Raw genomic sequence first — 21,270 nt, forward strand, 5'->3', positions numbered from 1 at the left:
TTACAGTGTGGGCTCAGTTAGAGTACGCTCGCATGTTTCCAGCTTAGATTGTTGATTCAAATGGAGAATTCGCTCCCCCTGATTCCAGCCAAACGCTACTTCACCATTGGTGAGGTTGGCGAACTGTGTGGCGTCAAACCGCATGTGCTGCGTTATTGGGAGCAGGAATTTACCCAACTCAGGCCCATGAAACGGCGCGGCAATCGCCGTTATTACCAGCACCACGAAGTGCTGATGATCCGGCGCATTCGTGACTTGCTCTACGACCAGGGCTTTACCATCAGTGGCGCGCGCAACAAAATGCAGGAATTGCTGCAGACCGGCACCGGCAACCATGACCACGATAACGGCTTGTTGGACTCGGCCGCAGGCTTGCCAGAAGGCGATGGACTGGTGAAGGCATGCCCTGAGGCAGAGGCATTGCAGGACAAGTTAGCACAGCTTGATTCCTGGCGCCTGGTGCGTCACGAGCTCAACGAAATCAGGGGCCTTCTGGCACTGGATTTCTAATGCGACGAGCCCGAAATCAACGCTGTCCGTGGTTATAATTCAACGCTTCGGTGTGTGGCGCAGCCTGGTAGCGCACTTGCATGGGGTGCAAGGGGTCGAAGGTTCGAATCCTTTCACACCGACCACAATTTAAGAGCTTGAAAAGCAGATCGCTTTTCAAGCTTTTTTACTTTCCGGGGTGGCTCATGCTGTCATGTTCAATTTGCTTTTGCAGGTGCCTTGATTGAGCGAGCCTGATCTGGCCGCAGCAGCCATGGCGGCGTTCGACCAGGTGGTGGCTGCCACACCGGGTTTTCGCGCGCGCGCCGGGCAGCGCGAAATGGCGCAACGCATTGCCAGCAGCCTGCACGACGTGAGCCTGGGCGACCAGCCCGAGCCGCACAGCTTTGTGGCCGTGATCCAGGCGGGTACTGGCGTTGGCAAGTCTGCCGCTTATTTGTCCACCACCGTGGCGCTGGCCCTGGCGCGCAAAACGCGGGTGGTGGTGTCCACCGCCACCGTGGCGCTGCAAGAGCAGCTGATGACCAAAGACCTGCCGGCATTGGCGGCCGTGCTCGACACCCCTTTTGTCTATGCCCTGGCCAAAGGCCGTGGGCGCTATGTCTGCAAGCTCAAGCTGGAGCGCCTGGTGGGTCATGTCGGGGAAGACGCGGCCGAACTGTTTGAAGGTGACGACGAAGCCAATCCTCCGCAGTCCCCCGGCACTTTCCAGTCCAACCGGGGAGCGGTCTGGCAAGACCCCATGGAGCGACGCATCGTCCTGTATGAAACGCTGGCGTCAGCGCTGGCCTCGGGTAAGTGGAACGGCGACCGAGACAGTCTGGCCGAGCAACCCGAGCCGCGTGACTGGTCCACGGTGGCCGCCGAGCGCCACACCTGCACGGCGCGCCATTGCCCGCGTTTCTCAAGCTGCAGTTATTACCAGGCCCGCATGCAATTGGCGCAGGCGCAGGTGATTGTGGCCAACCACGATCTGGTGCTGGCCTCGCTGGGCATGAAGGCGCTGCCCGATCTGGACAACTGCCTGGTGGTGTTCGACGAAGGCCATCATTTGCCAGCCGTGGCGCTCGACCAGTTTTCCAGCGCCATGGACCTGAGCGGCTTGCGCTGGCTCGACAAGCTGCCAAAAATCCTCGCCGAGGTGGCCGACAAAATGGGTTTGACGCTGGCTCAGGATGTCACCACGCTGGCGCAGCAGCTCAAGACTGCGCTGCTGGAGGCAGGCCGGCTGGCGATGGAACTGGTGCGCGGCGCATCAAGCGGCTACGACACGGTGTATCGCTTCAAGGACGGCGTTGTGCCCGATGCCATGCTGGAGCCGTTCAAGCAGATTCACGACCAGGCCGCAGCGCTGTCCGACGCGCTGGAAGCCTTGGGCGCCGAACTTAAATTACGCGCCAAGGAAGACCCTTCGCAAGCGGCGCACTGCTCGGTGCAATACGCCAGGCTGGGCCAGATGGCGCCCAAGCTCAACAGCGTGGTGGCCACCAGCGTGCAGTGGCTCAACAGCGATGAAACGCCGCTCGCCAAATGGCTCAAGTCCGACACTGGCTCTGGGCTCGTTTCCTTGAGCGCGCACGCCTGTCCGATCGTGCCCGGTGATTTGCTGCGGCGCCACTTGTGGAGCCAAGTGCGCGGCGCCGTGGTGACGTCGGCGTCGCTCACCACCTGCGGCAGTTTCGATTTTTTTCTGGGGGAAACCGGGCTGGCCGATTCGCCGCAGGTGAGTACACTGGCGGTAGAGAGTCCGTTTGACTACCGCACGCAGGGCCAGTTGATCGTGGCCGACACCGCCGCCGACCCGAAGCAGGTGGATCTTTACACCACGCAGATGGTGGCCGCCCTGCTACTTGACCTGCGCGAGGTGCCGCACGGTGCCCTGGTGCTGTTTACCTCGCGTGTGCAGATGCAGGCGGCCGTGAGTGCGCTCGACCCATCCTTGCAGGAACGTGTGCTGGTGCAGGGGCAGATGGCGCGCGCTCGCTTGTTGGGCATCCATCAGGCGCGGGTGGAGTCGGGCTTTGCCTCGGTGATTTTTGGCCTGCAGTCGTTCGGCGAGGGGCTGGATTTGCCGGGCCAGCTGTGTGAAACGGTGTTCATCGCCAAGCTGCCGTTCGGGTCGCCATCAGACCCGGTGGACGAAGCGCGCGCCGAATGGCTCAAGCGGGCCGGGCGTGACCCGTTCTCGGAACTGGTGGTGCCGGCCACCGGCATCAAGCTGTTGCAGTGGACCGGGCGTGCGATTCGCTCCGAGACCGATCAGGCGCGGGTGGTTTGTTATGACAAGCGGCTACTGAGCATGGCTTACGGCAGGCGCATGTTGCAAGGCCTGCCGCCTTATGCGGTTTCAAGGCGTGTTGCCGGGGCTGTTTCGGCGTTTTGATGCGAAGATGACAGCCTGTGTGTTGCGTTCAAGGATGTAAAGGGTGAATAATTTCTTTAGACAGGTCACAAGCTGGGGCGCGCGAGTCGGCTTGCTGCTGGCCGCGTTGGTTTTCATGGCCAGCTTGGTGTTTGCCGCCGGGCTGCTGTTGGCGCTCTGGCTGTTGCGCGCTTTGTGGGCAAAACTCACTGGCCGACCGGTGCAACCCTGGGTCTTCAAGATGCATCGGACCGACCTCTGGCAAAGGGCTTATCAGGCGCGCGCGCCTGACGGCCGTGGCAAGGCTCCCGTGGATGTGATCGATGCCGAGGTGAAAGACATTACCGATGTGACCGACGTCGAGGAAAAACGCCCTTGAAACCCCTGCGGCAAGCGCCTGGGATCAGCGCAATTCTGGTTCGGTGGGGGCTGCGCTCACGTTGCCGGCTTGTGTGAGGGTGACCCGCCGGGCGCCATCGAAGCGACGGCTCCAGTACGAACCGCCCATGTTTTCCACCCGAACCTGCGCGCCGGGTTTGGGGGAATGGATAAATTTACCCTCGCCAATGTAAATACCCACATGGCTGAAGGCGCGACGCAGGGTGTTGAAGAACACCAGGTCGCCGGGTTGCAGTTCGGAGCGGTCGATCTGCTGGGTGGCGGCGGCTTGCTGCTCGGCCTTGCGCGGCAGAATCAGGCCCACGGTTTGCTCATACATGGCTTTGACAAAGCCGCTGCAGTCAAAACCTGTTTCTGCTGAATTGCCGCCGCGCAGGTAAGGTACCCCCAAGAACCCCAATGCATTCAACACCAGATCGGAGGCCTTGTGGGTCACCTTCTGGCGCACTTGGTCCATTTGCGCCAACAAGCCTTTATCATTCAGAAAACGGCTCAGGTCATCAGGCGCTTCTGCCGGTGTGGCGTGCACGTTGGTGGCAAGCAGCAGGGATGACAGGAGGGTGGCGATGCGCATCGGCGTAGTTTACACACTTTTATCAACCTGCAACTGTTTCGAGAAACCTCTCTTAACCCATTGATTCATAATTATTTTTAAGGATTTTATATGTTCAAGGCATTGTTGTTGGAAAACACAGACGGCTTCAAGGCCAGTGTGACGCAGGTGGATGAGTCGCGCCTGCCGCAGGGCGACGTGACGGTGGCGGTGTCTTGGTCCACCCTCAATTTCAAGGACGGCCTGGCCATCACCAACAAGAGCCCGGTGGTGCGCCAATGGCCGATGGTGGCCGGCATCGACGGTGCCGGCACGGTGCTGGCATCGAGCCATCCCGACTGGCGGGCGGGCGACGCCTTTGTGCACAACGGTTGGGGTGTGGGCGAGACGCACTGGGGTTGCCTGGCCGAAAAGGCCCGGCTCAAGGGTGACTGGCTGGTCAAACTGCCCAGCGCCTTCACGCCCCGCCAGGCCATGGCGATCGGCACGGCAGGCTACACCGCCATGCTGTGCGTGTTGGCGCTGGAAGACCATGGCGTGAAGCCCGATGCGGGTGAGGTGCTGGTGACGGGCGCCACTGGCGGCGTTGGTAGTGTGGCGATTGCACTGCTGGCCAGGCTGGGCTTCAACGTAGTCGCTGCCACGGGCAAGTCCAGCGAAGAGGCTTACCTGAAGTCCTTGGGCGCCGGCAGCATCATTGACCGGGCCACCCTGTCGGCACCCGGCAAGCCGTTTCAAAAAGAGCGTTGGGCGGGCGTGGTCGATGCAGTGGGCTCGCACACGCTGGCGAATGCGCTGGCGCAAACACGCTACGGCGGCGTGGTGGCGGCCTGCGGCCTGGCGCAAGGCATGGACTTGTCGACCACGGTGATGCCGTTCATCTTGCGCGGCGTCACGCTGGCGGGCGTTGATTCGGTGATGGCACCGCTGGCCAAACGCCGGCGTGCCTGGGAGCGCCTGGCACGCGACCTCGATACCGCCTTGCTGGAAACCATGGTGCAAGAGGTACCGCTGGAAGCCGCCATTGCCAGTGCGCAAAAATTGATGGATGGCAAGGTGCGGGGCAGGGTGGTGGTGAAGGTTGCGGTCTAATGAAGGCTTACCTTGTGATTCATTTTTGAAAGCCCGTTATGCTGCTCGACGCTGAACTCTCCCAACTGGTGCTGGTTGATTACCAGACCCGCCTGATGCCCGCCATTTTCGAGGCGCCGCTGGTGCTGGCCAACGCCGTGCTGCTGGCGCAAGTGGCCAAATTGATGCAGGTGCCGGTGTGGGGCACCGAAGAAAATCCGTCCAGGCTCGGCGAAAACCCGCCCGAACTGCGCGCCCTGTGCCAGCGCACCCTGGCCAAGATGCAATTCAGCGCAGTCGAAGAAGGTCTGGGCGAATGGCTGCGGCCCCCGGTCAAAGCGCCTGCGGGCAATGCGCGCAGCCTGCCAAAGCACCTGCAAAAGCCGTCCAGCACACCCGTTGCGCGCAACAGCATTGTGATTGCGGGTTGCGAAGCGCATGTGTGCCTGCTGCAGACTTCTTTGCATCTGCTCGAAGACGGTTTCGATGTCTGGGTGGTCACTGATGCCTGCAGTTCGTCCACCGAACGGCTGCGCGATGCGGCCTTCGACCGCCTGGCCGGTGCGGGCGCCGACCTGGTGACCACCGAGATGGTGGCCTTCGAGTGGTTGCGCAGTGCCGAGCATCCCCAGTTCAAGCCGGTGCTGGCCTTGCTCAAGCAAGGCCATCGTCGCGCCTGAATGTCGGCTGGCCGGCGGCCATAATCGCCGGTCATTCAAGGAGTTGTTGTGGACATTGTGTTGCTGATCAAAGCCGCCATCATGGGCGTGGTGGAGGGCTTGACCGAGTTTTTGCCGATTTCGAGTACCGGCCATCTGATACTGGCGGGTGCTTTGCTGGGTTTTGATGACGAAAAAGCCAAGGTGTTCGACATTGCCATCCAGACCGGCGCCATTTTTGCCGTGATCCTGGTCTATTGGCAAAAAATACGCGACACCATGCTGGCCCTGCCATCCGAGAAGCAGGCACAGCGATTTGCCCTCAATGTGCTGATCGCCTTCGTTCCGGCGGTGGTTCTGGGCCTGCTCTACGGCAAGGCCATCAAGGCGCATCTGTTCACGCCGGTGGTGGTCGCCAGCATGTTCATCATTGGCGGTTTCATCATCCTCTGGGCCGAACGGCGGCAGCAAGGCAAGCCGGCGGCCACGCGCATTCATGACGTGGAATCCATGACCGCGCTGGACGCGCTCAAGGTGGGCATGGCACAGTGCACCGCCATGATTCCGGGCATGAGCCGCAGCGGCGCCACCATCATTGGCGGCATGTTGTTCGGCCTGAGCCGAAAGGCTGCCACCGATTTTTCGTTTTACCTGGCCATTCCCACGCTCATTGGCGCCGGCGCCTACAGCCTGGTCAAGGAGCGCGCCTTGTTGTCCATGGCTGACGCGCCAATGTTCAGTGTCGGGCTGGTGATGTCCTTCCTGAGTGCCTGGTTGTGCATCCGCTGGCTGCTGCGCTTCATTTCGACGCACAGTTTTGTTGGCTTTGCCTATTACCGCATCGTTTTCGGCCTGGTGGTGCTGGCCACCGCCTGGAGCGGCACGGTGAACTGGTCGGCATAACGATTTGTCAGCTCAAGCCCTGCAGATTGAGCAGAGCCGCCTCGATGGCCGCCGCCGTCACCAGCGGCTTTTCCATCGGAAACAGGTGGCTGCCGTCGATCATCATAAGGCGGCCCTGCGTGACGCGCCGCGTCAGGTCCAGTCCTACCTGGCTGATTTCGCTTGAGCGCGTGCCGCCAATGAAGGCCACAGGGCACTTGATCGGGTGCTGCCTGATCAGCGCTTCCAGGTTGCTGGGCAAGGTGTTGTAAATGGCGGTTTCAATCTCGCGATCAAAGCTCAACACGCGCTGGATTTGCCCGTTGACGACCTCATCATGGGTGCCGTGGGCAATGTAATCTTCCAGCACTTGCGGATGCCATTTGGCAAAGGCTTTCTTGCTCTTGAAATGCGCCAGGGCGGCGTCAAAGCTGGGCCAATGCTGGCGGCGCTTGCGGCTGAACTTGCCCGGCGACACCGACCCCACCAATTGGGTGCGCTTGGCCAGGCCCAGCGCTTGCGCCCGCCAGCCACCCACCAGGGGCGAGTCGAGCAGCAGCACGCCACGCACCAGCCGGGGCGCCTGGCTGCCTGCCATCAGGCTCAGGAATCCACCCAGGGAGTGACCGGCCAAAAAAACCGGGGCACCGGCCTGATCTGCCTGCAACCGTACAAAGTCGATCAGTTGTTGCACCAGATTTGGCCAGTTGTTGCTGACCGGATAACGCGGGTCGTGGCCATATTTGTCAATGGCCGAAACCTGGATGCCACGCGCCTTCAAGGCCTGGAACAGCACGCCGTAAGTGGCTGCACCGAAGCTGTTGGCGTGGGAAAAAATGAGGGGCGTTGAGGGGCGCATCCTGATCAGTGGAGCACAGAGCAAAATTGCTCCGCAAAAGTTGGTCTGTGCCGCAAAGGTATCAGATTAATTTTTCTTGCGGCGAGCTGATCTTCTTCAGTGCCTGGTTGCGACTGGTGGCTTGCATCAGCGGCACGGCGGTTTGCTCGCCGTTCCACATGGGGTCTTCGATGCTGTCAAAAACCTCGCGCAGCTTGGCACCCCAACTGTTATGCATCATCTTGAAGTAGGGGTTGTGCTCGTCGATGCAGACCACCTTGTCGGTTTGGAACCGGTTGACTTCATAGACCACCATGTCCAGCGGCAGACCCACCGACAGGTTGGATTTGAGGGTGGAGTCCATCGACACCAGCGCGCACTTGGCCGCCTCATCCAACGGAGTGGAGGGGGTGATGACACGGTCCAGCACCGGTTTGCCGTATTTGGACTCGCCCACCTGAAAGTAGGGCGTTTCGGGCGTGGCTTCAATGAAGTTGCCGGCTGAATAGACCTGGAACAAGCGCATGCCCTCGCCCTTGATCTGACCGCCAAAAATGAGCGACACATTGAAGTCAACCCCCGCCTGCTTGAGCGCGGCGGCGTCGCGCTCGTACACATGGCGAATGGTCGCCCCCAGCACGCGCGCGGCGTCGAACATGCTCTTGGCGTTCCAGATGGTGATGGGCTCGCCGTCTTCGGTGTCCTTGAGTTTTTCGACCTGCAAGATCTCGCGCACCGACTGCGAAATGCTCAAGTTGCCGGCCGACAGCAGCACCATGAAGCGGTCGTCAGGCTTTTCGTAAACGATCATTTTGCGAAAGGTGCTGATTTGGTCCAGACCAGCGTTGGTGCGGGAATCGGACAAAAAAACCAGTCCGGCGTTGAGTTTGATGGCGACGCAATAAGTCATGTAGAAACGAGTTGAAATATACCTTCCGAGTTTAATCCGTTCATGACATCATCCGGCACCGGTCGTTCCCGTCGGCGCGTCCGGTCATCGACTTCGGATAAACCCTAGGTTCGATGGATATTTTGGCAAACTTGACCGCAATCAAGAGAATTTATACCAAATCGTCAGACTATCCACTTCAGCCAAATTCAGCACATGAATTCAAGGCTTTTATGGCAAATAAATCACAGGAGACAGCATCATGAAATTTCGTTTATCAGGATTCAAATCCAGCAAATCCGCAGCGACGGTTGCCAGTGCAGTTGCGCTGGCCACAATGACAGCAATGTCCCCGGCATTCGCCGCTTGGGAGCCGAGCAAGCCGGTGGAATTCGTGGTGCCTGCGGGTACTGGCGGTGGCGCTGACCAAATGGCACGCCTGCTGCAAGGCATCGTCATCAAGCACAAGCTGATGAAAGAACCCTTGATCGTGGTGAACAAGTCCGGTGGCGCCGGTGCCGAGGGTTTCCTGGCCGTCAAGGAAGCCAAAGGCGATGCGCACAAGATCATCATCACCTTGTCCAACCTGTTCACCACCCCGATGGCAACCGGTGTTCCCTTCAACTGGAAAGACATGACGCCTGTGGCCATGCTGGCGCTGGACCAGTTTGTCCTGTGGACCAACGCTGATGCGCCTTACAAATCTGCCAAGGAATATCTTGACGCGGTGAAAGCGGCCGGCCCCAGCAAAATGAAGATGGCGGGCACGGGCTCCAAGCAGGAAGACCAGATCATCACCGTCGCGCTTGAGAAAGCCACAGGCACCAAATTCATCTACGTGCCCTACAAAGGCGGTGGCGATGTGGCGGTGCAACTGGTGGGTGGTCACGTCGATTCGACGGTCAACAATCCGATTGAAGCCGTCGCCCAGTGGCGTGCCGGCAAGCTGCGCGCCCAGTGCGTGTTCGACACCGATCGCATGCCCTACAAAACCAAGGTCACAGAGACCCAGTCCTGGAATGACATTCCAACCTGCAAGGAAGCCGGTGTTCCGACCGACTACACCATGCTGCGCGGTATTTTCATGCCAGCAGGCGTGACCCCCGACCAGCTCGCGTTTTATGTGGATTTGCTGAAGAAAATTCGCGAGACACCAGACTGGAAAGAGTACATGGAGAAGGGCGCTTTCAACCAGTCATTCATGACCGGTGCCGAGTTCACCAAGTGGCTGGACGCGACCGAAAAGACGCACCGCACGCTCATGACAGAAGCCGGTTTCCTGGCGAAATAAGCCAACTTTTTCCGGGAATGACTCAATGGACCGGTTTGAACCGCAGCTGCGGTTCAAACCGGCCCGTCCGGGCATCCGATCAACTTTGAAAACCGAGTGAGAATTCCTGATGGAACATAACGAAGCATCTGGTGAAGCTGTGCTAAGGGGCGTCGCTACCTACCTGGTGGAGGCCGTGGTTGCCTTCTGCCTTTTGGTCCTTGGGATCGTGGTGACCTACGAGAGTAGCAAACTGGGGGCTGGCTGGACCACCGATGGTCCCGGTGCCGGTTACTTCCCGTTTTACATTGGCATCATCATGTCCATTGCCAGTGCCGGCTTGTTGTACCAGTCCTTGCTGGGGAAAAATAAGAACACCAAGGTGTTTGTGGATCAGGAGCAGTTAAAGCAGGTCATGATGGTCCTGCTTCCTGCTGGTCTCTATGTTTTGGTGGTCCAGTTTCTGGGGCTTTACCTGTCATCGGCCATCTACATCGCCTTGTTCATGATCATTCTTGGCAAGTACTCCTGGATCAAAAGCGTGATCGCAGCTTGTGCGGTCAATACACTGTTTTTCTTTATGTTTGAAGTGTGGTTCAAGGTGCCCTTGTTCAAAGGCTCTCTGGAACCGCTGAGCTTCCTGGGTTACTGAGTCGAAACCCTCCCGGTCGCAGTTTCGCCACCGGTCTGCAAAACGTACAAAATCACTTGGAACATTGAAAATGGAAGAAATTAACTCATTAATGCAGGGGTTCGCGGTCGTGCTGACCCCGATGAACATCGGCTTGATGTTCGTCGGCATCATCCTGGGTGTGCTGATCGGCGTTTTGCCAGGGCTTGGCGGTGCCAATGGTGTGGCCATTTTGCTGCCCCTGACGTTCACCATGTCGCCCACCTCGGCCATCGTGATGCTGTCGTGCATCTACTGGGGTGCCTTGTTTGGCGGGGCGATTACCTCCATCCTGTTCAACATTCCGGGTGAACCGTGGTCGGTAGCGACGACCTTCGACGGTTATCCGATGGCGCAAAACGGGAAAGCCGGGGAGGCGCTAACGGCTGCTTTCACCTCTTCATTTGTCGGTGCTTTCCTCGCTGTGGTCATGATCACTTTCATGGCGCCGCTGGTCGCCAAGTTTGCGCTCAAATTCGGTTCCCCCGAGTTTTTTGCCGTGTACCTGCTCACATTCTGCAGCTTTGTCGGCATGGGCAAGGGCTCGCCCTTTAAAATCCTGCTGTCGATGGCACTCGGCTTTGCCCTGGCGACGGTCGGCATGGACACGGTCACCGGCCAATTGCGTCTGACGTTCGGTCAACCCGAGTTGATGCGCGGCTTTGACTTTTTGATCGCCGTGATTGGCTTGTTCGGTATCGGTGAAATCCTGATCTCGATGGAAGAGGGATTGAACTTTTCCGGCAAGAGCGCGAAGATCAACGCCAAGGTGGTTTTTGAAACATGGAAGCAACTGCCCAAGTACTGGATGACCTCGATCCGCAGCGCCTTGGTGGGCATCTGGATGGGCATCACCCCCGGCGGCGCGACACCAGCCTCGTTCATGAGCTATGGCCTGGCCAAAAAGATGTCCAAAAACGGTGCCAAATTCGGTACCGGTCACATCGAAGGCGTGGTGGCTCCCGAAACCGCCGCTCACGCTGCGGGCACCAGTGCCTTGCTGCCGATGCTGGCCCTGGGTATTCCAGGCTCACCCACGGCAGCCGTGCTGTTGGGCGGCTTGCTGATCTGGGGTCTGCAGCCAGGCCCGCTGCTTTTTGTCGAGCAACATGACTTCGTCTGGGGTCTGATTGCCAGCATGTACCTTGGTAACATCGCCGGCCTGATCGTGGTGCTGACCACGGTGCCCTTGTTTGCGTCGATTCTGCGCATTCCGTTTTCCATCATCGCGCCGGTCATCATCGTGATCTGTGCCATTGGTGCCTACACGGTGCACAACGCCATGCTGGACATCTGGTTCATGATGGGCTTTGGCATCATCGGCTATGTGTTCAAGAAACTCGATTACCCTCTGGCGCCGCTGGTGCTGGCGTTGGTGTTGGGCGACAAAGCCGAAGACTCGTTCCGTCAGGCCATGCTGGTGTCGCAAGGCGACGTCATGATCATGTGGTCCAATCCGCTGGTCGGCGGTATCACGACCCTGGCCTTGACCATGCTGTTCTGGCCACTGATTTCCAAGGCACTGGCGATCATCCGCCCTGGCAAGGTGGAAGAGTTCCCCGCTGAACGCCCCGTTGATTGATCCAGGAGAAACCAAAATGACAGTGATTGCAATGACCCAGGAAATGGGCTCGCTGGCCAAGGATGTGGCCCTGGAGCTTGCCGGAGCCTTGAATCTTTCCGTGATGCGCAAGGAAGTGGTGCAAAACGTGGCCGGCAAAATGCACGTTCCCACCAGTCTGATTTCCCGTCTGCGCGAGGGCAAGGCGGGGTTCATTGAGCGAGCCACCACCGACAAGGAGCGTGTTGCCATCTACACCGCTGAAGAGGTATTTGAACTGGCCAACGAGGGCAATGTGATTTTGCGTGGCTGGGGCTCGACCTGCCTGCTGCGCCCTGTCCCGCACGTTTTGAGTGTTCGGATCATGCGCTCCCTGCCCAAACGTGTCGAATGGCTGATGCACTACCTGGATACGGACGATCGTGAACTATGTGAAGCCGAGATTTTGCGCAGTGATGCTGCGCATGCCAGCAGCATCCAGCAGCAATTTGGCGTGACCTGGGGTGACCCTCAGCTCTATGACATCGTTTTGAATACGGACCGACTTTCTGTAGCAGCCTGTGTCGATCAGATCAAACTGCTGTGCAGTCGCCCTGAGTTCAAGCTGAACGAGGAGTCGCATGAGATTTTGGCGGGTTTGACGCTGTCGGCACGGGTGCGCGCCGCCTTGAAGTTCGAAGAACCCACCAAAGATGTCAACATTACGATTGAAGCCAAAAAGGGCATCGTGACCTTGACTGGCATTGTTCTGAATGAAGGCGAGCGCTCAGAGGTTGAAAGAGTCACGTCGCGGGTGCTCGGCGTGACGGGTGTCGAGGACAAGCTGCGCGTGATGACCACCTTCAGGCGCTTTACCTACGCCAAGACCTGAGTCTGTGGAACTGACCGGATGGTGCCCTGCAGGGCAGTCCGGTCAGATTTTCCCACGCTGTTTGAGGCGGCTCAGCGTTTCTGCTGACAAATTCAGGTACGAGGCCAGTTCCTTTTTGGGAATGCGGTCAAACAAATCGGGATGTTTACGCAAAAAGCGGTGCACCCGGCCCGGTGCATCCAGCAAATGCAAGGTGATGGTGTGGGCCATGATTTCACTCATTTCCCGCATCACCTCGTACTCGAATAATTTTTTAACCCCGGCGTGGCGTTCCATGAATGCTACCCACTGCAACATGGACAGCTTGGCAACGCGCGCCTTGGTCACGCAGACGATGCTGTAGGGCGTCGGCGTCTTCAGACACCAGGCGGCATAGCTGGTTTCCATATCCCGCTCGGCCGTAAAGCGCAGGATCATTTCCTTGGCGGCATTGTTCGTCACCACACGTTTCAGAATGCCGTCAAGAATGAAGTACTGCTCCATTTCATGCACGCCCTGGTGCAGGAGCATGTCGCCTTTTTGGCAATCAAGCACCGTCAGTTGCGGCTCGAGTTCCGCGCTCATTTCGTCACTCAGTCCAGTGAGCAAAACATTTTGCTTGAGCTGGACGCGAATGATGTTTTTATCGGGATGATTTTGAACGCGCGACATTGGGGTAAGGAGCGGGGTGTTAACCCCGAATTCAAGCTTATTGTTTCGAAAATTGACCGTGGTCAATGGCGATTTTCAGCCTGTGATTTTATCATGCCCGCCATGTGCAAACGATCCGTCAGAGCACATGCGTCAGCCAGCTCCTTTACCTGTGCAAGGCTTGATGCAATTGCAGGATTTCCCGGGGTGGCCAGTCCAGTGACAGCCAATTTGATCAACCTTCATCGAAGTTAAACGAAGAGACATTCCAACATGACCAACAACGCGCAATCCCCCGAACTGACCGACGGGTTTCATCTTGTCATCGACGCCATGAAGCTCAATGGCATCGATACCATTTTTACGGTACCCGGCATTCCCATCACCGACTTTACGCGCATGGCCCAAGCCGCAGGTATTCGCGTCATTTCGTTCCGTCACGAACAGCACGCTGGAAACGCGGCGGCCGCTGCCGGTTTTCTGACCCAGAAACCAGGCATTTGCATGACGGTTTCTGCGCCCGGCTTTCTCAATGGTTTGACTGCGCTGGCCAACGCCACTACCAACTGCTTCCCGATGATCCTCATCAGCGGTTCGAGCGAGCGCGAGATCGTTGATTTGCAGCAGGGCGATTATGAGGAAATGGACCAACTCGCCATCGCCAAGCCACTGTGCAAGGCCGCCTTCCGCGTGCTGCATGCCCAAGACATCGGCGTTGGCATTGCGCGCGCCATTCGGTCGGCTGTGTCAGGTCGCCCGGGCGGTGTCTATCTGGACTTGCCGGCCAAGTTGTTCGGTCAGACCATGGACGCTGAAGCAGGCAAGAAATCCTTGATCGAAGTCGTTGATCCGGCACCGCGCCAGATCCCTGCGCCGGATGCTGTGCAGCGTGCGCTGGACATGCTCAAAGGTGCCAAGCGCCCGCTCATTCTGCTCGGCAAGGGTGCCGCCTACGCCCAGGTGGATGCCGACATTCGCGCATTGGTCGAGACCACCGGTATTCCTTATCTGCCCATGTCCATGGCCAAGGGCCTGATTCCCGACAATCACGATCTGTCCGCCTCGGCAGCCCGGTCGTATGTGCTGGCTGAAGCCGACGTGGTGCTGCTGGTGGGGGCGCGCCTGAATTGGCTGCTGTCGCACGGCAAGGGCAAAACCTGGGGCGGCCCGAACGCCGCTACCCGTCAATTCATCCAGATCGACATCGCGCCGACCGAAATCGACAGCAACGTCGCCATTGCTGCTCCGCTGATTGGCGATATCGGCTCCTGCGTCTCGGCACTGCTGGCGGGCATGGGGGCCAACTGGTCCAAGCCGCCTGCCGACTGGACCGGTGCCATTACCGAGCGCAAGGACAAGAACCTGGCCAAGATGGCAGCCACCCTGACGCTGAATCCGTCACCGATGAACTTCCACGGCGCCCTGGGCGCCATCCGCGACGTGATCAAGGCGCGTCCGGATGCCATCGTCGTCAACGAAGGCGCCAACACGCTGGACTTTGCCCGCAGCATTGTTGACATGTACCAGCCGCGCAAGCGCCTTGACGTCGGCACCTGGGGCATCATGGGGATCGGCATGGGTTATGCCGTCGCCGCTGCCGTGGTGACCGGCAAGCCGGTGATCGCGATCGAGGGCGACAGCGCCTTCGGTTTCAGCGGTATGGAAGTCGAGACCATTTGCCGCTACAACCTGCCGGTCTGCGTGGTCGTGTTCAACAACAACGGTATCTACCGCGGCACCGATGTCAATGCCTCGGGCGGTGCCGATGTCGCCCCCACGGTGTTCGTCAAGGGCGCGCGCTACGACAAGATGATGGAGGCGTTCGGCGGTGTCGGTGTGCACGCGACCACGCCACAGGAACTGACGCTGGCCCTGAATGCGGCTATTGCCAGCGGCAAGCCGACCCTGATCAATGCCGTCATCGACGAAACAGCGGGCACCGAGAGCGGCCGCATCACCAACCTGAATCCCAAGAGCGCTGCGCTCAAGAAGTGATTGAGACCGATAGCAGTTTTCTTCAAACTATCAGCCAACAGACCCACCCCAATCGTTAACCCCTAGACAAGGAAAGACAAACATGAACAAACCCCTCAACGGCATCAAGATCATCGACTTCACGCACGTGCAAGCGGGCCCGGCCTGCACGCAGATGCTGGCCTGGTTCGGTGCCGACGTGATCAAGGTGGAGCGCCCGGGCTCGGGCGACGTGACGCGCTCGCAACTGCGCGACATCCCCAACGTGGACGCGCTGTACTTCACCATGCTCAACAGCAACAAGCGCTCGCTAACGCTCGACACCAAGACCGCAGAAGGCAAGGCGGTGCTCGAGAAAATGATCAAGGAATCCGACGTCATGGTGGAAAACTTCGGCCCGGGCGCACTCGACCGCATGGGCTTCTCCTGGGAACGCATCCAGGAAATCAACCCCAAGATGATCCTGGCCTCGGTCAAGGGCTTCAGCGATGGCCACGAATACGAAGACCTCAAAGTCTATGAAAACGTGGCCCAGTGTGCCGGCGGCGCGGCCTCCACCACCGGCTGGTGGAAAGGCGAGCAATCGGGCCCGATGATCTCGGCAGCGGCGCTGGGTGACACCAACACCGGCATGCACCTGGCCATCGGCATCCTGACCGCCTACATCGGCCGCCAGCAAACCGGCAAGGGCCAAAAAGTGGCCGTGGCCATGCAGGACGCCGTGCTCAATCTGTGCCGCGTCAAAATGCGCGACCAACTGCGCCTGGACACCGTGGGCTACCTGGAAGAATACCCCCAGTACCCGCACGAAACCTTCTCCGACGTGGTGCCGCGCGGCGGCAACGCCGGCGGCGGCGGCCAGCCTGGCTGGATCCTCAAGTGCAAAGGCTGGGAAACCGACCCCAACGCCTACATCTACTTCACCATCCAGGGTCAGGCCTGGTCACCGATTTGCGACGCCCTGGGCAAACCCGAATGGAAGACCGACCCGCTCTACATGACGCCCAAGGCGCGCCAGCCCCACATCATGGACATCTTCGCCACCATCGAAGACTGGCTCAAGGACAAGACCAAATACGAAGCCGTTGACATCCTGCGCAAGTTCGACATCCCGTGCGCGCCGGTGTTCTCCATGAAAGAGCTGCTGCACGACAAGTCATTGCGCGCCAGCGGCTCCATCGTCGAAGTGCCGCACAAGGAGCGCGGCAGCTACTGGACCGTGGGCAGCCCGATCAAGTTCTCCGACCTCAAGCCCGAGATCACCGCCTCGCCCCTGCTGGGCGAGCACACCGATGGCGTGCTGGCCGAGCTCGGCTACAGCGCCGAACAAATTGCGGCTCTGCACGCCGCCAAGGCCGTGTAAAGATGGTCACCTGAAAACTTTGGTTTTCCGGTCACCTGACAACGGCGCTCACCTTGGGCGCCGTTGTTGTTTGCAGGATTGCGCAAACGGCTGATGCCGTCCGATCGTCACCTGGCTCAAAAATAGCGATTGAGGGTGCCATGGGTGATTAAAATTACCGGCTGACACCATTCACCAATCGATCAAAAATTTATGAGCAAAGCATTAGACGGCGTTCGCATTCTTGACTTCACGCACGTCCAGTCAGGACCCACTTGCACCCAACTGTTGGCCTGGTTTGGCGCCGACGTCATCAAGGTGGAGCGCGCCGGAGAAGGCGATGCCACACGCGGGCAGTTGCGCGACATTCCGAACGTGGACAGTCTGTACTTCACCATGCTCAACCACAACAAGCGCTCGATCACGCTGAACACCAAAAAGCCCAAAGGAATGGAGGTGCTCAACCGGCTCATCAAGGAGTGCGATGTGCTGGTGGAAAATTTTGCCCCGGGCGCGCTCGATCGCATGGGCATCACCTGGGAGCACATCCAGAGCATCAACCCGCGCATGATCGTGGCTTCGGTGAAGGGTTTTGGCCCGGGGCCTTATGAGGATTGCAAGGTCTATGAGAACGTGGCGCAATGCGCGGGGGGGTCTGCCTCCACCAGCGGTTTCGACGACGGCCCGCCGATGGTCACTGGTGCCCAGATTGGCGACAGTGGCACCGGCCTGCACTTGGCGCTCGGTATCGTGGCGGCGCTGTACCAACGCAACAGCACCGGACGCGGGCAAAAGGTGCTGGCGCCGATGCAGGACGCCGTGCTCAACCTGTGTCGCGTCAAGCTGCGCGACCAGCAGCGCCTGGAGCGCACCCACACCTTGCACGAGTACCCGCAGTATCCCGATGGCAAGTTCGGCGACGCGGTGCCGCGCGCCGGCAACTCGTCGGGTGGCGGCCAGCCCGGCTCGATCCTGAAGTGCAAAGGCTGGGAGACCGACCCCAACGCCTACATTTACTTCATCACGCAGGGAGCCGTCTGGCCCGAAGTGTGCAAGGTGATCGGGCAGGAAGACTGGCTCACCGACGAGGCTTTTGCCACCCCGTCTGCGCGTCTGCTGCACCTCAAACCGATTTTTGCCCGCATCGAACAATGGACCATGACCAAAACCAAGTTCGAGGCCATGGAGATTCTCAACCAGCACGACATTCCGTGCGGGCCGATTTTGTCGATGAAGGAAATTGCCGAAGATGCTTCGCTGCGCGCCACCGGCACCATCGTCGAGGTCGACCACCCCACGCGTGGCAAATATCTGTCGGTGGGTAACCCGATCAAGATGTCGGACAGTCCGACCGAAGTCACCCGAGCGCCCCTGTTGGGCGAGCACACCGAAGAGGTGCTGGGCCAGCTTGGCTTCAGCGCCGAACAGGTGGCCCAATTGCGTGCCGAGTCGGTGATCTGACCAGGTTGTTCGTTCGCCCCAAGGGCGCGGCGCCAACACCGCGGGTTGCACCCCCAGCAAGCACCCCGAATGGCATCCGGGTGGTGTATCCATACCATGGCGCTCGCGGTTTGATTTTGACGCGTCCGGCTCAGGGTAATAGTGTCAATTGTTCCAAAAATTGACCATGGTCAATGGTGAATTTCGAATCCATTTTTATCATCCACGACAGCGCTAAAGAGCATCCTCTTTTGGCCCGCTTCAATGACGTTTTTGTCGGATAGATAAAAGGAAAGACAAACATGAACAAACCCCTCAACGGCATCAAGATCATCGACTTCACGCACGTGCAAGCGGGCCCGGCCTGCACGCAGATGCTGGCCTGGTTCGGTGCCGACGTGATCAAGGTGGAGCGCCCGGGCTCGGGCGACGTGACGCGCTCGCAACTGCGCGACATCCCCAACGTGGACGCGCTGTACTTCACCATGCTCAACAGCAACAAGCGCTCGCTAACGCTCGACACCAAGACCGCAGAAGGCAAGGCGGTGCTCGAGAAAATGATCAAGGAATCCGACGTCATGGTGGAAAACTTCGGCCCGGGCGCACTCGACCGCATGGGCTTCTCCTGGGAACGCATCCAGGAAATCAACCCCAAGATGATCCTGGCCTCGGTCAAGGGCTTCAGCGATGGCCACGAATACGAAGACCTCAAAGTCTATGAAAACGTGGCCCAGTGTGCCGGCGGCGCGGCCTCCACCACCGGCTGGTGGAAAGGCGAGCAATCGGGCCCGATGATCTCGGCAGCGGCGCTGGGTGACACCAACACCGGCATGCACCTGGCCATCGGCATCCTGACCGCCTACATCGGCCGCCAGCAAACCGGCAAGGGCCAAAAAGTGGCCGTGGCCATGCAGGACGCCGTGCTCAATCTGTGCCGCGTCAAAATGCGCGACCAACTGCGCCTGGACACCGTGGGCTACCTGGAAGAATACCCCCAGTACCCGCACGAAACCTTCTCCGACGTGGTGCCGCGCGGCGGCAACGCCGGCGGCGGCGGCCAGCCTGGCTGGATCCTCAAGTGCAAAGGCTGGGAAACCGACCCCAACGCCTACATCTACTTCACCATCCAGGGTCAGGCCTGGTCACCGATTTGCGACGCCCTGGGCAAACCCGAATGGAAGACCGACCCGCTCTACATGACGCCCAAGGCGCGCCAGCCCCACATCATGGACATCTTCGCCACCATCGAAGACTGGCTCAAGGACAAGACCAAATACGAAGCCGTTGACATCCTGCGCAAGTTCGACATCCCGTGCGCGCCGGTGTTCTCCATGAAAGAGCTGCTGCACGACAAGTCATTGCGCGCCAGCGGCTCCATCGTCGAAGTGCCGCACAAGGAGCGCGGCAGCTACTGGACCGTGGGCAGCCCGATCAAGTTCTCCGACCTCAAGCCCGAGATCACCGCCTCGCCCCTGCTGGGCGAGCACACCGATGGCGTGCTGGCCGAGCTCGGCTACAGCGCCGAACAAATTGCGGCCCTGCACGCCGCCAAGGCCGTGTAAAGAACACCTTTTGGCTGCGCAGGTTTTTATCAGGCTGGCAACAGGTAACACGAATGACGCCGCTGCATCGCTGCGGCAAGAAAACAATGAACCCGAAAATTATCCCCATCGCTGTACAGCAGGTTTCAAAAGAACGCAAACGGCAAGCCCCCAAAGGGCGTCGCGTCGATCCTGTTGCTTTGGCCGAGGTGCAATCCTTGCTGGGTGATGCGTCGCGACAAGCCGATTTGCTGATAGAGCATTTGCACAAGCTGCAGGATCGCTTCGGCCATTTGTCGGCGCCGCACCTGGCCGCCTTGGCGCAAGAGATGCGCATGGCGCAAACAGAGGTCTATGAGGTGGCCACTTTCTACCACCATTTCGATGTGGTCAAGGAGGGCGAGGCCGCGCCTGCCGCGCTCACGGTGCGCGTCTGTGACGGCTTGTCCTGCGAAATGGCGGGCGCGCGCGAATTGCTGGTCAGGCTGCCGGCGCTGCTGGGCCGGGAAGTGCGTGTCATTGCCGCCCCCTGCATCGGGCGCTGCGAGCAGGCACCGGCGGCGGTGGTCGGGCAGAACCCGGTGCCGCAGGCCACCTGCGAGTCGGTGGCGACCGCGGTGGCCGAGGCTGCCGTCACGGACGTTCCCGAGGGCTTTATCGATGCCGCCAGCTACCAGGCCGGTGGCGGCTATGCACTGCTCAGGGAATGCGTCAGCGGTGCACGCGATGTCGAATCAGTCATCAAAACCATGGAAGATTCCGGTCTGCGGGGATTGGGTGGCGCCGGTTTTCCGTCGGGACGCAAATGGCGTATCGTCCGCGCTGAAGCCAGCCCGCGGCTGATGGCGGTGAACATCGACGAGGGCGAGCCGGGCACGTTCAAGGACCGTTTTTACCTGGAACGCGATCCACACCGCTTTCTGGAAGGCATGCTGATTGCCGCCTGGGCCGTGGGCATTGCCAAAATCTACATTTACCTGCGCGACGAATATCATGGCTGCCGCGCCCTGCTGGAGTCCGAGCTGGACAAGCTGCGTTCGGCCCCGCCCATGGCGGACATGCCGCAGATCGAGCTGCGCCGCGGCGCGGGCGCTTACATCTGCGGCGAAGAGTCGGCCATGATCGAATCGATCGAAGGCAAACGCGGCATGCCGCGCCTGCGCCCGCCCTACGTGGCGCAAGTGGGTCTGTTCGGGCGGCCCACCCTGGAGCACAACTTTGAAACCCTTTACTGGGTGCGCGACATCCTGGAAAAGGGCAGCGCCTGGTTCAGCGCGCATGGGCGCAACGGCCGCAAGGGTTTGCGTTCATTCTCGGTTTCAGGGCGCGTCAAGAATCCGGGGGTCAAGCTGGCCCCAGCCGGTATCACGATCCAGCAACTGATCGACGAATACTGCAGTGGCATGCAGGAGGGGCACACCTTTTACGGTTACCTGCCTGGCGGCGCCTCGGGCGGCATCCTGCCCGCGTCGATGAACCAGATTCCGCTCGATTTCGACACCCTTCAACCTTACGGCTGCTTTATCGGCTCGGCCGCCGTGGTGGTGCTGTCAGACCAAGACAGCGCCGTTGGCGCGGCACGCAACCTGATGCGGTTTTTCAAGCATGAGTCGTGCGGCCAATGCACGCCTTGCCGTGTCGGCACAGCCAAGGCGGCCGATTTGATCGACCAACCCAAATGGGACCTGGCCCTGATTGCAGAACTGTCGAACGTGATGCGCGATGCTTCCATTTGCGGTTTGGGGCAGGCTGCGCCCAACCCCATGGACAGTGTTGTCAAGTATTTTCCACACGAGCTGAGCTGATCT

Annotated in this window: 19 protein-coding genes and 1 tRNA gene; 16 read left to right on the plus strand and 4 right to left on the minus strand. The window is 59.6% G+C overall.

Annotated features, from left to right (window positions below; translation table 11 throughout):
- The first annotated feature begins 60 nt into the window (after positions 1-60).
- The 4 genes from PHF15_RS02585 (at position 61) to PHF15_RS02600 (ending at position 3,251) form a co-directional block, all read left to right on the plus strand.
- Entirely contained in the window at positions 61-510 is a 450-nt protein-coding gene (locus PHF15_RS02585) for a MerR family transcriptional regulator (RefSeq protein WP_300118735.1), read from the plus strand.
- Positions 511-558: 48 nt separating this feature from the next.
- Positions 559-635: transfer RNA gene (locus tag PHF15_RS02590), tRNA-Pro, on the plus strand.
- A 98-nt stretch (positions 636-733) separates the two neighbouring features.
- Positions 734-2,893 (plus strand): ATP-dependent DNA helicase DinG, encoded by a 2,160-nt coding sequence (gene dinG, locus PHF15_RS02595; RefSeq protein WP_300118737.1) that lies wholly within the window; start codon positions 734-736, stop codon positions 2,891-2,893.
- Between the two features lie 43 nt (positions 2,894-2,936).
- Positions 2,937-3,251: a hypothetical protein gene (locus tag PHF15_RS02600; RefSeq protein WP_300118739.1), complete on the plus strand. Its 315-nt coding sequence runs from the start codon at positions 2,937-2,939 to the stop codon at positions 3,249-3,251.
- A 24-nt stretch (positions 3,252-3,275) separates the two neighbouring features.
- Here the strand turns inward: PHF15_RS02600 and PHF15_RS02605 are convergent, their stop codons facing one another.
- Positions 3,276-3,845, minus strand: a complete 570-nt coding sequence (locus tag PHF15_RS02605) for a C40 family peptidase (protein WP_300118741.1) — start codon at positions 3,843-3,845, stop codon at positions 3,276-3,278.
- Positions 3,846-3,935: 90 nt separating this feature from the next.
- Between PHF15_RS02605 and PHF15_RS02610 the strand changes: the two genes are divergently transcribed.
- The 3 genes from PHF15_RS02610 to PHF15_RS02620 are packed head-to-tail and all read left to right on the plus strand — an operon-like array spanning position 3,936 to position 6,457.
- Complete coding sequence (locus PHF15_RS02610; RefSeq protein ID WP_300118742.1) at positions 3,936-4,916, plus strand: MDR family oxidoreductase; 981 nt, start codon at positions 3,936-3,938, stop codon at positions 4,914-4,916.
- 38 nt (positions 4,917-4,954) lie between these two features.
- A complete protein-coding gene (locus PHF15_RS02615; RefSeq protein WP_300118744.1) occupies positions 4,955-5,575 on the plus strand; it encodes an isochorismatase family protein in 621 nt (206 codons plus the stop codon).
- 48 nt (positions 5,576-5,623) lie between these two features.
- Positions 5,624-6,457 (plus strand): undecaprenyl-diphosphate phosphatase, encoded by an 834-nt coding sequence (locus tag PHF15_RS02620; RefSeq protein ID WP_300118747.1) that lies wholly within the window; start codon positions 5,624-5,626, stop codon positions 6,455-6,457.
- Positions 6,458-6,464: 7 nt separating this feature from the next.
- Here the strand turns inward: PHF15_RS02620 and PHF15_RS02625 are convergent, their stop codons facing one another.
- A complete protein-coding gene (locus PHF15_RS02625; RefSeq protein WP_300118749.1) occupies positions 6,465-7,295 on the minus strand; it encodes an alpha/beta hydrolase in 831 nt (276 codons plus the stop codon).
- A 61-nt stretch (positions 7,296-7,356) separates the two neighbouring features.
- Positions 7,357-8,184, minus strand: a complete 828-nt coding sequence (locus PHF15_RS02630) for a proteasome-type protease (RefSeq protein ID WP_300118751.1) — start codon at positions 8,182-8,184, stop codon at positions 7,357-7,359.
- Between the two features lie 241 nt (positions 8,185-8,425).
- Here PHF15_RS02630 and PHF15_RS02635 point away from each other — a divergent pair, with 241 nt between their 5' ends.
- The 4 genes from PHF15_RS02635 to PHF15_RS02650 all read left to right on the plus strand — a co-directional run bounded on the left by PHF15_RS02635 (position 8,426) and on the right by PHF15_RS02650 (position 12,535).
- The gene (locus tag PHF15_RS02635) at positions 8,426-9,454 is read left to right on the plus strand and encodes a tripartite tricarboxylate transporter substrate-binding protein (RefSeq protein ID WP_300118753.1); all 1,029 of its coding nucleotides are present in this window, start codon (positions 8,426-8,428) and stop codon (positions 9,452-9,454) included.
- Between the two features lie 109 nt (positions 9,455-9,563).
- Positions 9,564-10,085 (plus strand): tripartite tricarboxylate transporter TctB family protein, encoded by a 522-nt coding sequence (locus PHF15_RS02640; protein WP_300118754.1) that lies wholly within the window; start codon positions 9,564-9,566, stop codon positions 10,083-10,085.
- A gap of 70 nt (positions 10,086-10,155) precedes the next feature.
- Positions 10,156-11,685 carry a tripartite tricarboxylate transporter permease gene (locus PHF15_RS02645; protein ID WP_300118755.1) on the plus strand — a complete coding sequence of 510 codons (1,530 nt, stop codon included), beginning with the start codon at positions 10,156-10,158 and terminating at the stop codon, positions 11,683-11,685.
- Between the two features lie 16 nt (positions 11,686-11,701).
- Positions 11,702-12,535: a cytidylate kinase family protein gene (locus PHF15_RS02650; protein WP_300118757.1), complete on the plus strand. Its 834-nt coding sequence runs from the start codon at positions 11,702-11,704 to the stop codon at positions 12,533-12,535.
- A 42-nt stretch (positions 12,536-12,577) separates the two neighbouring features.
- Here PHF15_RS02650 and PHF15_RS02655 read toward each other — a convergent pair whose 3' ends face one another.
- Positions 12,578-13,186, minus strand: coding sequence for a Crp/Fnr family transcriptional regulator (locus PHF15_RS02655; RefSeq protein WP_300119082.1), 609 nt, complete (start codon positions 13,184-13,186; stop codon positions 12,578-12,580).
- A 252-nt stretch (positions 13,187-13,438) separates the two neighbouring features.
- Between PHF15_RS02655 and oxc the strand changes: the two genes are divergently transcribed.
- The 5 genes from oxc to PHF15_RS02680 all read left to right on the plus strand — a co-directional run bounded on the left by oxc (position 13,439) and on the right by PHF15_RS02680 (position 21,267).
- A complete protein-coding gene (gene oxc / locus PHF15_RS02660) occupies positions 13,439-15,160 on the plus strand; it encodes an oxalyl-CoA decarboxylase (RefSeq protein ID WP_300118759.1) in 1,722 nt (573 codons plus the stop codon).
- 82 nt (positions 15,161-15,242) lie between these two features.
- The gene (frc, locus tag PHF15_RS02665) at positions 15,243-16,502 is read left to right on the plus strand and encodes a formyl-CoA transferase (protein ID WP_300118760.1); all 1,260 of its coding nucleotides are present in this window, start codon (positions 15,243-15,245) and stop codon (positions 16,500-16,502) included.
- Between the two features lie 192 nt (positions 16,503-16,694).
- Positions 16,695-17,942, plus strand: coding sequence for a formyl-CoA transferase (frc, locus tag PHF15_RS02670; RefSeq protein ID WP_300118761.1), 1,248 nt, complete (start codon positions 16,695-16,697; stop codon positions 17,940-17,942).
- Positions 17,943-18,223: 281 nt separating this feature from the next.
- Positions 18,224-19,483 (plus strand): formyl-CoA transferase, encoded by a 1,260-nt coding sequence (frc, locus tag PHF15_RS02675; RefSeq protein WP_300118760.1) that lies wholly within the window; start codon positions 18,224-18,226, stop codon positions 19,481-19,483.
- A gap of 86 nt (positions 19,484-19,569) precedes the next feature.
- Entirely contained in the window at positions 19,570-21,267 is a 1,698-nt protein-coding gene (locus tag PHF15_RS02680; protein WP_300118762.1) for an NADH-ubiquinone oxidoreductase-F iron-sulfur binding region domain-containing protein, read from the plus strand.
- The last annotated feature ends 3 nt before the right edge of the window (positions 21,268-21,270 follow it).

Origin of the sequence: Rhodoferax sp. (genome assembly GCF_028689295.1) — a bacterium.
Classification (GTDB): Bacteria; Pseudomonadota; Gammaproteobacteria; order Burkholderiales; family Burkholderiaceae_C; genus Rhodoferax.

What these genes read in the sequence shown, in the direction of transcription:
- PHF15_RS02615 (WP_300118744.1), top strand. Translation starts at nt 4,955, where the DNA reads ATGCTGCTCGACGCTGAACTCTCCCAACTGGTGCTGGTTGATTACCAG.
- PHF15_RS02635 (WP_300118753.1), top strand. Translation starts at nt 8,426, where the DNA reads ATGAAATTTCGTTTATCAGGATTCAAATCCAGCAAATCCGCAGCGACG.
- PHF15_RS02680 (WP_300118762.1), top strand. Translation starts at nt 19,570, where the DNA reads ATGAACCCGAAAATTATCCCCATCGCTGTACAGCAGGTTTCAAAAGAA.
- PHF15_RS02625 (WP_300118749.1), bottom strand. Translation starts at nt 7,295, where the DNA reads ATGCGCCCCTCAACGCCCCTCATTTTTTCCCACGCCAACAGCTTCGGT.
- frc (WP_300118761.1), top strand. Translation starts at nt 16,695, where the DNA reads ATGAGCAAAGCATTAGACGGCGTTCGCATTCTTGACTTCACGCACGTC.
- PHF15_RS02630 (WP_300118751.1), bottom strand. Translation starts at nt 8,184, where the DNA reads ATGACTTATTGCGTCGCCATCAAACTCAACGCCGGACTGGTTTTTTTG.
- PHF15_RS02585 (WP_300118735.1), top strand. Translation starts at nt 61, where the DNA reads ATGGAGAATTCGCTCCCCCTGATTCCAGCCAAACGCTACTTCACCATT.
- PHF15_RS02610 (WP_300118742.1), top strand. Translation starts at nt 3,936, where the DNA reads ATGTTCAAGGCATTGTTGTTGGAAAACACAGACGGCTTCAAGGCCAGT.
- PHF15_RS02645 (WP_300118755.1), top strand. Translation starts at nt 10,156, where the DNA reads ATGGAAGAAATTAACTCATTAATGCAGGGGTTCGCGGTCGTGCTGACC.
- PHF15_RS02640 (WP_300118754.1), top strand. Translation starts at nt 9,564, where the DNA reads ATGGAACATAACGAAGCATCTGGTGAAGCTGTGCTAAGGGGCGTCGCT.
- frc (WP_300118760.1), top strand. Translation starts at nt 18,224, where the DNA reads ATGAACAAACCCCTCAACGGCATCAAGATCATCGACTTCACGCACGTG.
- PHF15_RS02605 (WP_300118741.1), bottom strand. Translation starts at nt 3,845, where the DNA reads ATGCGCATCGCCACCCTCCTGTCATCCCTGCTGCTTGCCACCAACGTG.
- PHF15_RS02650 (WP_300118757.1), top strand. Translation starts at nt 11,702, where the DNA reads ATGACAGTGATTGCAATGACCCAGGAAATGGGCTCGCTGGCCAAGGAT.
- frc (WP_300118760.1), top strand. Translation starts at nt 15,243, where the DNA reads ATGAACAAACCCCTCAACGGCATCAAGATCATCGACTTCACGCACGTG.
- PHF15_RS02655 (WP_300119082.1), bottom strand. Translation starts at nt 13,186, where the DNA reads ATGTCGCGCGTTCAAAATCATCCCGATAAAAACATCATTCGCGTCCAG.
- oxc (WP_300118759.1), top strand. Translation starts at nt 13,439, where the DNA reads ATGACCAACAACGCGCAATCCCCCGAACTGACCGACGGGTTTCATCTT.